Source organism: Micromonospora saelicesensis (assembly GCF_900091575.1).
GTDB classification, from domain to species: Bacteria; Actinomycetota; Actinomycetes; order Mycobacteriales; family Micromonosporaceae; genus Micromonospora; species Micromonospora saelicesensis.
This window is the reverse complement of sequence record NZ_FMCR01000001.1, coordinates 922,452-935,588: the sequence shown is the minus strand read 5'-3', so window position 1 is coordinate 935,588 and position 13,137 is coordinate 922,452. Positions and strand designations below refer to the sequence as shown.

Sequence of the window (13,137 nt, the reverse complement as noted above, 5' to 3'; positions counted from 1 at the left end):
GGATCTACTTCCCCTGCCCACCGACGATCTGGGACGATGCGCGCGACAACTGGAAGATCACCTGCGAGGACCTGATGGCCGTAGCGCCGCCCGAGAACGGCACACCTCCCAACCCCGCTCATCCGCGTAACGGTTTCGACCGTTTCTTCGAGATCTCCGCCCGTGGCTCGACGTTGAGCCGTGAGGTACGCGGTGGCCTGGCGACCTTCTTCACGATGGCGTACATCGTGGTGCTCAACCCGCTGATCCTGGGCGGCGCCGTCGACGGTGACGGCAAGAGCCTCCCGATTCCCGCGCTGGCTGCCGCGACCGCGCTGGTCGCCGGCCTGATGACCATCCTGATGGGTGTGGTCGGCCGGTTCCCGCTGGCGCTCGCCGCCGGTCTGGGTGTCAACGCCCTGGTGGCGTACGAGATCGCCCCCGAGATGACCTGGGCCGACGCGATGGGCCTGGTGGTGATCGAGGGTGTGATCATCGCGGTGCTGGTGCTGACCGGTCTGCGGACCGCGGTGTTCCGCTCGGTGCCGACCCAGATGAAGAGTGCGATCGGTGTCGGCATCGGTCTGTTCCTGACCATCATCGGCCTGGTGGACGCCGGCTTCGTCCGGCGCATCCCGGACGATGCCAACACCACCGTTCCGGTGGGCCTGGGCATCGGCGGCAAGCTGGTGAGCTGGCCGATGCTGGTCTTCGTGGTGGGCCTGCTGATCACGCTGGTGCTGGTGGTCCGTCGGGTGAAGGGCGCGATCCTGATCGGCATCCTCGCCTCGACGGTGCTGGCGGTGATCGTGGAGGCGATCGGCAACATCGGCCCGTCGTTCGTCAACGGTCAGCCCAACCCGAAGGGCTGGTCGCTGAACGTGCCGGAGCTGCCGAAGTCGGTGGTCGACCTGCCGGACCTGTCGCTGCTCGGCAAGTTCAACGTGCTGGACTCGTGGGGCCGGGCCGGTTGGCTGGTCGTGCTGATGTTCATCTTCACGCTGTTGATCACGGACTTCTTCGACACCATGGGCACGATGGTCGCGGTCGGCCAGGAGGGCGGCCTGCTCGACGAGCAGGGCACCCCGCCGAAGGCCAAGGAGATCCTGCTGGTCGACTCCATCGCGGCGGCGGCCGGCGGTGCGGCCAGCACCTCCAGCAACACGTCGTACATCGAGAGCGCCGCCGGTGTCGCGGAGGGTGCCCGGACCGGCGTGGCCAACCTGGTCACCGGCGCGCTCTTCCTGCTCGCGATGTTCCTGGCGCCGCTGGTCGTGATCGTGCCGTTCGAGGCGGCGTCGACGGCCCTGGTGGTGGTCGGGTTCCTGATGATGACCGCGGTGCGGACGATCGACTGGTCCGACTACGAGATCGCCATTCCGGCGTTCCTCACCATCGTGCTGATGCCGTTCACCTACTCGATCTCCAACGGGATCGGCGCCGGTCTGATCACCTTCGTGGTGGTCAAGCTGGCACGGGGCAAGGCCCGGGAGATCCACCCGTTGCTGTACGGGGTGGCCGCGCTGTTCGTGCTGTACTTCCTGCGTGGGCCGATCGAGTCCCTGGTGCTCTGACGCACGTTCGGGCGGGGAGTCGATCAGGATTCCCCGCCCGTACCATCTGAATCCCCTCGTGAGCCTGGTCATAACGGATGTCGTTAGCCAGGCTCATTAGTTAAGCTAACTACTGTGACGGAGCGGACGGTGACGGCGGAACGCGTGCCACCGGCGCAGCTGGCTCCCCAGCTGCGTGATGCGATCACCCGACTCAACCGGCGGGTCCGACAGGCCCGACCGGTCGGCGACCTCACGGTCACCCAGGTCTCCGCGCTCACCAGCCTGCGGCTGGCGGGCGCGATGACGCCCCGGGAGCTGGCCGACGTGGAGCGGGTGCAGCCGCCGACGATGACCAAGATCGTCGGGAAGTTGGAGGACCGCGGCCTCGTGCGGCGGACACCCCATCCGACCGACGGGCGGCAGGTCATCCTCGCGGCGACCGAAGGAGGGCAGGCCGTGCTCGACCAGTTCGAGCGGGCCCGCGACGAGTGGCTGGCCCACCGGCTGGCCGCACTCGACGAGGACGAACGGGAGACCCTGCAGAGGGCCGCCGAGATTCTTCAGCAGCTCGCTCGCGCCTGAGCCGTACCCGCGCCACCGGGTCCGTGCCGTCACGTGTCGATGACGCGTACGTCCGGAGGAGGCGCACCAAGAGTGCAGGCGAAGCTGAGCACGATGTTCCAGTCCCTACAGGTCCGCAACTACCGCCTCTTCGCATCCGGGCAGCTGATCAAGTTGATCGGCGTCTGGATGATGTTCATCGCCCAGGACTGGCTCGTCCTCGAGCTCTCCAACAACTCGGCGACCGCGCTCGGCGTGGTCACCGCCTGCCAGTTCACCCCGGTGCTCCTGCTCACCCTGCTCTCCGGCCGGCTCGCCGACCGGTACGACAAGCGGGTGCTGCTCTTCGCCGCCAACGCCTTCTGGAGCCTGCTGGCGCTCGGCATGGCGGTGCTGGTCCTCACCGACCTGGTGCAGCTCTGGCACGTCTTCGCCTTCGCCGCCCTGCTCGGCACGGCGAACGCGGTGGAGACCCCGGTCCGGCAGGCGTTCGTCTCCGAACTGGTCGGCACGCCGCTGCTGCCCAACGCGCTGTCGCTGAACGCCGCCGTGTTCAACTCCGCCCGGATCGTCGGCCCGGCCGTCGCCGGCCTGGCCATCGCCGCGTTCGACGTGGGCCCGGTCTTCCTCTTCACCGCCCTCAGTTCGGTCGCGCCCCTGGTCAACGTGGTCCGGATGCGGACGACCGAGCTGCACCGCGACGCCCTGCTGCCCCGCGACGAGCGGGCGTCCGCCCGGGTCGTCGACGGGCTGCGGTACGTGTGGCGCCGCCCCGACCTGCTGCTGCCGATGGCGATCATGTCGGTGATCGGCATGTCGCTGTTCAATTTCCAGCTCACCCTGGCCGCGTTGGCGAAGACGGTCTTCCACACCGGTGCCGCCTCTTTCGGCCTGTTCAGCACGGCACTGGCCGTCGGCGCGCTCGGCGGCGCGCTCAGCGGCACCGGTCGCCGTAGCCGCCCGTCGGTGTGGCTGGTGCTCGGCGCGGCGATTGCCTGCGCCAGCTTCGGCACACTGGTCGGCCTCTCCACGGCGTACTGGCTGGTGGTGGCGCTGCTGGTGCCGACCGGCTTCTGCATGGTCTTCTTCGCCCAGGCCGCCAACCAGCGGATCCAGATGGGCGTCGACGCGGCCTTCCGGGGACGGGTGATGGCCCTGTGGGTGCTGGTGTTCCTGGGCACCAACCCGGTCGGCGCGCCGCTGATCGGCTGGGTCGCGGAGCACTACGGTGCCGGTGCCAGCATCTGGATGGGCGGGCTCATCTCGCTGGCCGCCGCGGTGGTCGCCCTCACCTGGCAGCTCCGCCACTCCGGTGCCCGGCTGCGTTTCCGGGTGCTACCGATGCCCCGTTTCTACGTCACCTCCACCGACTGCTGAGGTTTGCACCGGCGCCGACCGCGTCCGGTTGCGCGGATCGCGCGGATGCGGCGAAACCGGTGGCGGGGTGGCACGGTGGGGCTTAGCGTCGATACGTGGGAGTCGGACGCGCGCTGATGCTGGCCCTGGCGTTCCTCGCCGTGGCCACGCTGCCGGCGGCATTCGCCCTGATCTTCTGCTACGACGAGATCGTCGACCGGGTGGTCTGCGGCTGGTCCGAGTGGCGCGACCGCCGACGGGAGAAGCGCACGATCGCCCGTCTCGACCGTGCCATTGAGGCCGACGCGCTGACCCGGGACATCGACCTCAGCGAGTTCGACCGCGTCGACCGGCGGCCACTGGAGCAGCTCGCCGCCGACCTGCGCCGCCTCGGCGGTCAGCGGATCGGCGGCGGCGGTCGATCGATGGTCTGGCACAGCGCGCTGCTCCAGGCGTACGACGACCGGCTTCGCCTCGCCTGCCGCGCCCTCGGCATCGCCGAACACCTCGCCGAGCTGGAGGGCGTCGATCAGGAGATCGAGCGGGTCCGGGTGGAGGGCGTGCTGCACGCCGCCGGGCTGGCCCTTCCGGCGGCCCGGGCCGGGCTTCGGCAGCGGCACCGCTGAGCGGCCGCACGCTGTGCGACTCTTCGTCGCGATCCGCCCGTCCGTCCAGGCGGTCAATCACCTTGGCGTACAGGTTGCCCGTCTGCGCGTCGCGGCGGCGACCGCCGCTGGCGTCAACGTCCGGCTCGCCGACCCGGCCGACCTGCACCTCACTGTGGCGTTCCTCGGCGCCGTCGAGTCTGACCGGCTGGTCGAGGTGGAGAGTGCGCTCGGCCTGGCTGCCGAGCGGTTCGGGGACGGCCGGGACGCCGTCCCCCGGTTGAGTCTCGGCGGCGGTGGCCGGTTCGGCCGGGGCCGATCCACAGTGCTGTGGGTGGACCTGCGCGGGGAGATCGAGGCGTTGCACGTGCTGGCCGGGCTGATTCGGGCCCGGCTGAGCCACGGCCGGCTGCTGTGCGACGAGAAGCCGTTTCGGCCGCACCTGACCGTCGCCCGGCCCGGTGACCGGATGGACCCGGCCGACGTCGAGGCCGACCGGGCCAGCCTGGACGGGTACGAGGGGCCATCGTGGCCGGCGTCGGAGCTGCTGCTGGTGCGCAGCCACCTCGGCGGCGGCCGACCGCGCTACGAGCGGATCGCCGCCTGGTCGCTGTGACCCGGCGGCACGTGGCTGGCCGCGGTGGAAGGCCCGCTGCGGAGAAGCTCGCGGGCCTGTTCGGCGGCGCGGGTGATGCTCTCGCTGATGAAGTCGAGGAAACGGGCGATGTTCTCCAGTCGGGCGGCGGTGGGGGTGTGCGCGCCGAGGAGAGCGACACCCTGGCGTGCGATAGCGACGAGATGGTCGTTGGCCCGAGCACTGGCGATCGTCGCCTGGTAGAAGAGCTCGTCGTCGACGACGTAGCGGTCGCGACGGCGTTCGTCGCGTTCGCGGCGGACGAGGCTCTGGCTCTCCAGGAAGGTGATCGCCTTGGAGATGGACGCCGGGCTGACCTGGAGGCTCCCGGCGAGCTCAGACGCGGTGCGGCTGCCCGAGTCGGTGAGGAACAGGTTGGTCAACACCCGGGCCCCCATCTTGTTCAGACCGGAGGACATGAGGACGGTGGTGAACGCCTCCTCGTAGTCGGCCACCGCCTGGGCGTCGCGTCCGTCCGGTCGGGGGGCCGCCTCGGCGCCTCGGGAAGGGGCGGGCCTGCGCCGGTGGGCGCGGCGCTCGGTCGCGTGATGGGCCAGGTCGGCGCGGTAGCCGGTGGGGCCGCCGTTGCGCATCACCTCGCGCGTGACCGTCGAGGTGGGACGGTCGAGGCGTCGGGCGATCTCGGCGTAGGGGAGGCTGTCGGCCAGCCCCAGCGCGATCTGCTGGCGTTCCTGCTGGGTGAGCCTGCCTCCCGGCATCGCGATCTCCCTCGTGGTCCCCGTAGGGCGGTGGCCCCAGACTCCACCACCATAGCGTTAACTCCCATGCCAATGCAACGCAACCCTCCGCCGTGTTGCATTAGATTCAGGGTCGTTGCAACAATTTCTCCGCTCTGAACAGCTAAAACTCTGTGTAGTTGCAACATGGGTGTTGCAGAAGATGGAAAGCAACGTAGCGTTTCCCGTATCGGAAACAAGCACCGACCTGGGAGAGCACGATGCAGACGTTCGCCACACCCGCCCCCATCTCCACCGTCCTGGACATCCCCGCCGGACGCATCCAGCTCATCGCCGCGGACCGCGCCGACGCCACCGTCGAGGTCCTCCCGGCCGACCCCGCCAAGAGCAGCGACAGGAGGGCCGCCGAGCAGACCACCGTCTCCTACGCCGACGGCGTCCTGCGCATCACGACCGCACCTCCCATCAACAAGCTCGTCGGCCCTTCCGGCTCTCTGGAGGTCACCGTCCGGGTGCCCGCCGACTCCCACGTCCAGGGCAGGGCCGCCAGCGCCGAGCTTCGGGGCGTCGGCCGCCTCGGCGACGTCGCCTTCGACGGGGCGTACCGGAAAATCAAGATTGACGAGGCAGCGAGTGTCCGCCTCACCGCGATCGACGGCGACGTCGAGGTCGGCCGGCTCAACGGCCCCGCCGAGATCAGCACCGCCCGGGGTGACATCACTGTCGCCGAGGCCATGCGCGGCACTGTCGTCCTCCGTACCCAGTCCGGCGACATCTCGGTCGCGGCGGCGGCCGGCGTCTCGGCCGCCCTGGACGCCGGCACCGGCCACGGCCGCGTCAGCAACGCCCTCAGGAACGACGGCACCGTCGAACTCGACATCCACGCCAGCACCCTGCAGGGCGACATCAACGCCCGCAGCCTCTGAAAAGGACGGATCGCGATGACGAACAACAGCATGTCCTCGACCAGTTCGGCGTGGACCGGCATGGTGCCGGTCGACGACACGGCCCTGGCCGTCACCGACACCGGCGGCCCCGGCATCCCGGTGGTCTACCTCAACGGCCAGTTCGCCACCCAGGGCTACTGGCGGCGGGTCATCGCCGAGTTGGGCACTGAATTCCGGCACATCACCTACGACGAGCGGGCTCGCGGCAGGAAGTCGAAGCGCTCAGCCGACTACTCGTTCGAAGCGGCCGTCCGGGACGTCGACGCCGTTCTCGCCGCCCGGGGGGTGGCCCGGGCGGTGCTGGTGGGCTGGTCCTACGGAGCGGTGGTCGGGGCGCACTGGGCCAACCGGAACCCGGAGCGTGCCCTGGGCGCGGTCCTGGTCGACGGCGCGTTCCCACACGACTGGCTCGACGAGGCCATGGCGCAGCGGATCCGCAAGATGTTCCGACGGATGAACCTGTTCATGCCGCTGCTCCGCCCCACCGGCCTGACCCCACGGATGAACGCCGACCAGATGGCGGACAGCAACATCGAACTCGGCGAACTCTCCCGCGAGCGCGAACTGGGCCCGGTGCTGGACGCCATCAACGTCCCGGTGCGGTACGTGGTCGCCTCGGGTACGTCCCTCGGCAGTCGCGGGGACGAACAGGAGCAGATCCGCACCAGCCTCGACGCGGTGACCGCCCGCAACCCGCACATCACCATCGAGGCGAAGGTCGCCAGCAACCACGGTGCGATCCTCAAGAAGGACTTCCGCGCCGTCGCCAAGGCCGTACGCGGGGTCGCCGCCCCTCATCGCGAAGGGGCCGGAGACATTCGGTGAGGTCCGCACGCTCGAGTTGACGGGTGACGCACTGTCACCCGTCAACGCGAAGCGTCAGGAAGATTCGCGGGCGGCCGGGCCGCTGCCGAAGAGCACGTCGTCCCAGCTCGGCAACCGCTTGCGTGGCTTGCCGTTGGCGTCGGTGGACTCGCCCCCGGCGGCCGCCGCGGCGGCCGTCCGGCGTGGCCGCAGCACCGCCAACGACGGCACGGCCGGCACCTCCTTGGGCGCGTCCGAGTCGTCGTCGAAGGCCGACCCCTGGCCGCCGCCGAGCAGTGCGGCGGCACCCCCGCCGACGGGCCGTTGCCGAGGAGCGTCCGACCCGGCCAGGGCAGCCGGGGTGCGCGGCTCAAGGCCACGGCCCGACGAGCCGCCGAGCGGGCGGTCCAGTGAGGCGAGCAGCGCGTCACGGCCAGCCCGGATCGGATCGCGGCCGGGGCGCGGGTGCTCGGATGCGGCAGGCAACCCGTGCCCGCCACGGCTCGGCTCGCCACGCGACGGACCGGGCAGGGCGTGCCCCGTCCGCTCCGGTGCCGGCTCCTGGCCGAGGATCGGCGTGGGCCGCTCGGCACACAGGTACTGCGCCATGTCGTCGTGCGGCGTGACCACCTGCCGGGCCTTGTCCATGTCCCAGATGGCCTGCGCGGTGGCCTTGCCGGACGGCCAGGTGGCGATGATCCGCCAGGTGCCGTCGTCGCGCCGGTAGGCGTCCCAGGAGATCTTCTCGGTGTCGATGCCGTGCTGGCTCAGCCGGCCGTTGACCACCTCGGCGAGCGGGGTGGGCTTCTCCGCGCCCTTGAGGCGGGTGCGGCGGGCGTGCTGGGCGAGCATCGCCCGCTCCTGGAGCACCGGGCCGGCATAGCGCAGCACCCGGTCGACCGGCACCCCGGCGATGCGGGCGACATCCTCGGCGGACTCACCGGAGCGGATGCGGGCCTGGATGTCCCGAGGAGACAGTGAGGGAATCGGATCGACGGTGCTCGGTGCCACCGCGAGCGGCGGGGCACCCGGCTCGGGGTGCATCACGCCGGCAATGCGTTCGTCGATCGGGAGGGCGAGGAGTCGCCCCACCTCGTCGGCGAGCACCAGAGCCTGGCCGTCCTCGGAGAGGGCGACGAAGCGTACTGGGCGCATAGCGTTGCCTCCGTCCCGCTTCGCTGGCCGCACGCCACGAGTCGGCCACCCAGGCGTCTCGGACCACCGTACGCGCATCTGCCTCGGGGTGGGGGAAGCGACACCCCGCATGTCGTGACTGAGCTGCGGCGATGATCACGGTCGGTGTCCGTGGAGGCCCCAACGGACACCGACCGTGACGAACGTCAGAGTCGCTCGACCACGTAGTCGATGGACGCGGTGAGCGCCTCGACATCGGCCGGCTCGACGGCCGGGAACAGCGCCACCCGCAGCTGGTTGCGACCGAGCTTGCGGTAGGGCTCGGTGTCCACGATGCCGTTGGCGCGCAGCGCCTTGGCGATCACCGTGGCGTCCACCGAGTCGGTGAAGTCGATGGTGGCGACCACGTTGGAGCGCAGTGCCGGGTCGGTGACGAACGGAGTGGCAACGCTGGACCGCTCGGCCCAGCCGTAGACCGCGGCGGCGCTCTCGGCGGTGCGCTTCGCCGCCCAGGACAGGCCGCCCTGCGCGTTCATCCAGTCGGTCTGCTCGGCGGCCAGGAAGATGGTGGCCAGCGCCGGGGTGTTGTAGGTCTGCTCCAGCCGCGAGTTGTCGATCGCGGTGACCAGGTCGAGGAAGGCGGGGATGTAGCGCCCGGACGCCTTGATCTCGGCGGCCCGGTCCAGTGCGGCCGGGGACATCAGAGCCAGCCAGAGACCGCCGTCGGAGCCGAAGCACTTCTGCGGGGCGAAGTAGTAGACGTCGGTCTCACCGACGTTGACCTCCAGGCCACCCGCGCCGGAGGTCGCGTCGACCAGCAGCAGAGAGCCCTCGTCGGCACCGGCCACGCGGCTGATCGGGACGGCCACACCGGTAGAGGTCTCGTTCTGCGGCGTCGCGTACGCGTCCACGCCGGACTCGGCGACCAGGGTCGGCGCGCTGCCCGCGTCGGCCTTGCGGACGGTCGGCTCACCGAGGAACGGGGCGTCCTTGACCGACTTGGCGAACTTGGCGCCGAACTCGCCGAAGCTGGCGAACTGGGCCCGGTCGCGAATCAGGCCGAAGGTGGCGACCTCCCAGAACGCGGTGGTGCCACCGTTGCCGATCACCACCTCGTAGCCCTCGGGCAGCGAGAAGAACTCGGCGATGCCGGAGCGCAGCCGGGCCACCTGGTCACGGACCGTCTTCTGCCGGTGCGAGGTGCCGAGGTAGGTGGTCGCGACCTCGGCGAGAGCGGACACCGCCGCCGGGCGGACCTTGGACGGGCCGCAGCCGAAGCGTCCATCGGCGGGCTTGATCTCATCGGGAATCCGGATGATCGGTGCGTCAGCCACGGTCTTGAAGATCCTTCCGCAAGGGCGAGGGTGGGCCCGGCGACACTGCCGGCCCCCATCCTCGCACCCGGGCCGGACGGCGATGGGCGGGGTCCCGGCGGTCGGTCTGAGTCCTTCGCCACAGTCGGCTCAGGTGGCCGACGACAATGACCACGCGCGGCGACGAAAAGGCCCCTCCTCGACGTCCGGCGTCGGGGAGGGGCCCTTTTCTACCAGCTCAGACGCCGTGCGGGATGGCAGCCCAGCCCTCGACGTCGGACGGCTTGCGGGTCTCCGGGCCCATGTAGCGGGCGGACGGGCGGACCAGCCGCTGCAGGCGCTTCTGCTCCAGGATGTGCGCACTCCAGCCGCCCATCCGCGCGCAGGTGAACATCGAGGTGAACATGTGCGCCGGCACCTCGGCGAAGTCCAGCACCACGGCCGACCAGAACTCGACGTTGGTGGCCAGCACCCGGTCCGGGCGGCGGGCCTGAAGCTCGGCGAGGGCGGCCTTCTCCAGCGCCTCGGCGATCTCGAAGCGCGGCGCGCCCAGCTCCTTGGCCGTACGCCGGAGCACTCGGGCCCGCGGGTCCTCGGCACGGTAGACGCGGTGGCCGAAGCCCATCAACCGCTCGCCGCGGTCGAGCACGCCCTTGACGTAGCCCTCGGCGTCGCCGCTGCGCTCCACCGCCTCCAGCATGCTGAGCACCCGGGACGGGGCGCCGCCGTGCAGCGGGCCGGAGAGGGCGCCGATGCCCGACGAGATGCAGGCAGCCGCGTCCGCCCCGGTGGAGGCGACGATGCGAGCGGTGAAGGTGGACGCGTTCAGGCCGTGCTCGGCGGCCGAGATGAAGTACGCGTCGACGGCCTTGACGTGCCGCGGGTCGGGCTCGCCGCGCCAGCGCTTCATGAACCGCTCGACGATGGTCTGCGCCTTGTCGATCTCCTTCTGCGGCACCGCCGGCAGGCCGAGGCCGCGAGCGGACTGGGCGACGAAGGAGAGCGCGGTCACCGAGACCCGGGCGAGATCCTCACGGGCCTGCTCGTCGGAGATGTCCAGCAGCTGGTTGAGACCCCAGTACGGAGCCAGCATGGCGACCGCGGACTGCACGTCGACGCGGATGTCACCGGAGTGCACCGGCACCGGGAACGGCTCCGCCGGCGGCAGGCCCGGCCCGAACCGGCCGTCGACCAGCAGTGCCCACACGTTGCCGAACGACACCTGGCCGATCAGATCCTCGATGTCGACTCCGCGATAGCGCAGCGCACCGCCCTCACGGTCAGGTTCGGCGATCTCGGTCTCGAAGGCGACGACGCCCTCCAGCCCGGGTTTGAAATCGGCCATGTCGCTCTCCTGGATCTGGTCGGTGCGCCCGATCGCTCATCCGGCCCGATCGGCCGAGCGCCTTAGGCGACCCTCAGGGATGTGTTCGCAACATACTGCCTGCTGAGTAAGGGATACGCGACCCGCTGCGACTGTGCTGCACGCGACATCCCCGGACGCGCATTCTCCGTCCGGCTCAGTGAGACTGGGCAGGGCGGGCTGGTCAGCGCGGGAGGGTGCTGGTGGGGCCCCCGAGAAGGAGTGGGGACGTGACGGGTGACACACCCGCCCCGGCCGCGATGCGTAACGAGTACGCCGCGGACCTGGGCCTGACCGAGGCTGACCTGGCCGTCGACTGGCACACCCAGTTCGACAGCTGGTTCGCCGACGCGGTGGCCTTCGGGCTGTCCGAACCGAACGCCATGGTGGTGGGCACCGCCGACTCGGCCGGCCGGCCGAGCGGGCGGACGGTGCTGCTGAAGGGGTACGACCCGGAGGGCTTCGTCTTCTTCACCAACCACCTCTCGCGCAAGGGCGTCGAGGCGAGCACCAACCCGTACGCCAGCCTGGTCTTTCCGTGGTTTCCCATGCAGCGTCAGGTGGTGGTCGCCGGGCGGGTCTCGCACGTCGACCGCGCCACGAGCGAGGCGTACTTCGCCAGCCGGCCGCGCGGCTCCCAACTGGGTGCCTGGGCCAGCCCTCAGTCCCAGGTGGTGTCGGGTCGGGCTGCGCTGGAGCAGCGGTACCAGGAGGCGGCCGAGCGGTTCGCCGACCAGGCCGAGATCCCGACCCCGTCGCACTGGGGCGGGCTGCGGGTCCAACCCGAGTCGGTGGAGTTCTGGCAGGGCCGGGCCGGCCGGTTGCACGACCGGCTCCGCTTCCGTCGCGTCGACGAGGGTGGCTGGATCGTCGAGCGGTTGGCGCCGTGACGGGTGTGCGGGAGACCCGGCCGCGCGCCGCGCGCCGCTGGGCGATCGACGTACGACCGCTGCGGGTTCCGGCGTACCGCCGGCTCTGGCTCGGCAACACAGTGGCGATGTTCGGCTTCCAGTTCACCGCCGTCGCGGTGCCGGTGGAGATGTACGCCCTGACCCGGGACTCGTTCTGGGTGGGCCTGCTGGGCGTGGCCGCCTTCGTACCGTTGCTGATCTTCGGGCTCTGGGGCGGCGCGGTCGCCGACGCCCGCGACCGGCGTGCGGTGCTGCTCGGCGGCTCATTGTTGCTCTGGGCATCCACTCTCGGGCTGCTGCTCCAGGCGGTGCTGGACGTGGGCAGCCCGGTGCTGCTACTGGCGTTGATGGCGTTGCAGTCGGTGGCGTTCGCGATCAGCTCGCCGGCCCGCAGCGCCATGCTGCCCCGGCTGGTGCCGGAAGACCTGGTGGCGTCCGCCACCACGCTGAACTACACGACCTTCACCGCCGCCTCGGTCGCCGGCCCGCTCGCCGCCGGTCTGATCCTCTCCGCCTCGCCGGACACCACTGTGGTCCTGCCGATCGCCTACGGGCTGGACGCGGTGCTGTTCACCGCGATGCTCTGGGCCGCGCTGCGGCTGCCCTCTCTCCCGCCCGAGCCCACCGCCGACGGCCAGGCCCGGCGTGCCGGTCTGGCCAGCGTCGTCGACGGGTTCCGCTACCTGGCCACCACCCCGGTCCTGCTGCTGTCCTTCGGGGTGGACCTGATCGCGATGATCCTCGCCATGCCACGGGCCCTCTTTCCGGAGATCGCGCACGAGCGCTTCGGCGGCGGTGGCTCGGTCGGTCTGCTCTACAGCGCCATCGCGATCGGCTCGATGATCGGTGGGTTGACCTCCGGCTGGATCGGCCGGCTCCGCCGACAGGGGCTCGGCCTGGTACTCGCGGTGGTCGGCTGGGGCCTGGCGATCGCCGCGGCCGGGTTGGCCCACCAGCTCTGGCTGATGGTCGTGCTGCTCGCCGTGGCCGGTGCCGCCGACCTGATCAGCGCGGTGCTGCGTCAGTCGATGCTGCTGGTCTACGCACCGGATCGGATGCGCGGCCGACTCCAGGGCGTGAACACGGTAGTGGTGGCGGGTGGCCCACGCCTGGGTGATCTGCGCGCCGGCACCATGGCCGCCGGGTTCGGTGGCGGGGTGGCCTGGGTGGCCGGTGGGCTCGCCTCCGCGGTGCTCGTGGTGGTGCTCGCGGTCGCTTTCCCGGCGCTGCTGCGCTACCGGGCGGCGACGGCGTCGAGCGACAACCGGACCTGACC

13 protein-coding genes are annotated in these 13,137 nt (G+C 70.8%); 9 read left to right on the top strand and 4 right to left on the bottom strand.

Annotated elements, in window-relative coordinates:
* The first annotated feature begins 74 nt into the window (after window positions 1–74).
* The 5 genes from GA0070561_RS04425 to thpR all read left to right on the top strand — a co-directional run bounded on the left by GA0070561_RS04425 (window position 75) and on the right by thpR (window position 4,673).
* Window positions 75–1,553 (top strand): NCS2 family permease, encoded by a 1,479-nt coding sequence (locus tag GA0070561_RS04425; RefSeq protein WP_091395270.1) that lies wholly within the window; start codon window positions 75–77, stop codon window positions 1,551–1,553.
* A 114-nt stretch (window positions 1,554–1,667) separates the two neighbouring features.
* Window positions 1,668–2,117, top strand: a complete 450-nt coding sequence (locus GA0070561_RS04420; RefSeq protein ID WP_030486369.1) for a MarR family winged helix-turn-helix transcriptional regulator — start codon at window positions 1,668–1,670, stop codon at window positions 2,115–2,117.
* A gap of 72 nt (window positions 2,118–2,189) precedes the next feature.
* On the top strand, window positions 2,190–3,473 hold the full coding sequence (locus GA0070561_RS04415; RefSeq protein ID WP_091395267.1) for an MFS transporter: 1,284 nt from the start codon (window positions 2,190–2,192) through the stop codon (window positions 3,471–3,473).
* 95 nt (window positions 3,474–3,568) lie between these two features.
* Window positions 3,569–4,078, top strand: coding sequence for a hypothetical protein (locus GA0070561_RS04410; RefSeq protein ID WP_091395265.1), 510 nt, complete (start codon window positions 3,569–3,571; stop codon window positions 4,076–4,078).
* 13 nt (window positions 4,079–4,091) lie between these two features.
* The gene (gene thpR / locus GA0070561_RS04405; RefSeq protein WP_091395262.1) at window positions 4,092–4,673 is read left to right on the top strand and encodes an RNA 2',3'-cyclic phosphodiesterase; all 582 of its coding nucleotides are present in this window, start codon (window positions 4,092–4,094) and stop codon (window positions 4,671–4,673) included.
* On the opposite strand, the gene GA0070561_RS04400 is transcribed toward thpR, so the two are convergent.
* Entirely contained in the window at window positions 4,643–5,410 is a 768-nt protein-coding gene (locus tag GA0070561_RS04400; RefSeq protein ID WP_091395259.1) for a helix-turn-helix domain-containing protein, read from the bottom strand. The two genes, thpR and GA0070561_RS04400, sit on opposite strands and share 31 nt — an antisense overlap.
* Before the next feature lie 239 nt (window positions 5,411–5,649).
* On the opposite strand from GA0070561_RS04400, the gene GA0070561_RS04395 reads away from it, so the two are divergent.
* Together GA0070561_RS04395 and GA0070561_RS04390 are read left to right on the top strand one after the other, a co-directional pair.
* A complete protein-coding gene (locus GA0070561_RS04395; RefSeq protein ID WP_091395256.1) occupies window positions 5,650–6,315 on the top strand; it encodes a DUF4097 family beta strand repeat-containing protein in 666 nt (221 codons plus the stop codon).
* Between the two features lie 15 nt (window positions 6,316–6,330).
* Window positions 6,331–7,161: an alpha/beta fold hydrolase gene (locus GA0070561_RS04390; RefSeq protein WP_091395253.1), complete on the top strand. Its 831-nt coding sequence runs from the start codon at window positions 6,331–6,333 to the stop codon at window positions 7,159–7,161.
* A gap of 54 nt (window positions 7,162–7,215) precedes the next feature.
* Here the strand turns inward: GA0070561_RS04390 and sepH are convergent, their stop codons facing one another.
* The 3 genes from sepH to GA0070561_RS04375 all read right to left on the bottom strand — a co-directional run bounded on the left by sepH (window position 7,216) and on the right by GA0070561_RS04375 (window position 10,932).
* Window positions 7,216–8,295, bottom strand: a complete 1,080-nt coding sequence (sepH, locus tag GA0070561_RS04385) for a septation protein SepH (RefSeq protein ID WP_091395250.1) — start codon at window positions 8,293–8,295, stop codon at window positions 7,216–7,218.
* Between the two features lie 185 nt (window positions 8,296–8,480).
* Window positions 8,481–9,608: a phosphoserine transaminase gene (gene serC / locus GA0070561_RS04380; RefSeq protein ID WP_091395248.1), complete on the bottom strand. Its 1,128-nt coding sequence runs from the start codon at window positions 9,606–9,608 to the stop codon at window positions 8,481–8,483.
* 217 nt (window positions 9,609–9,825) lie between these two features.
* The gene (locus GA0070561_RS04375; RefSeq protein ID WP_091395245.1) at window positions 9,826–10,932 is read right to left on the bottom strand and encodes a citrate synthase 2; all 1,107 of its coding nucleotides are present in this window, start codon (window positions 10,930–10,932) and stop codon (window positions 9,826–9,828) included.
* Window positions 10,933–11,210: 278 nt separating this feature from the next.
* Between GA0070561_RS04375 and pdxH the strand changes: the two genes are divergently transcribed.
* Together pdxH and GA0070561_RS04365 are read left to right on the top strand one after the other, a co-directional pair.
* Window positions 11,211–11,840, top strand: a complete 630-nt coding sequence (gene pdxH, locus GA0070561_RS04370; RefSeq protein ID WP_091397364.1) for a pyridoxamine 5'-phosphate oxidase — start codon at window positions 11,211–11,213, stop codon at window positions 11,838–11,840.
* On the top strand, window positions 11,837–13,135 hold the full coding sequence (locus tag GA0070561_RS04365; RefSeq protein WP_091395241.1) for an MFS transporter: 1,299 nt from the start codon (window positions 11,837–11,839) through the stop codon (window positions 13,133–13,135). Before pdxH ends, GA0070561_RS04365 begins: the two co-directional genes overlap by 4 nt.
* Window positions 13,136–13,137 lie beyond the last annotated feature (2 nt).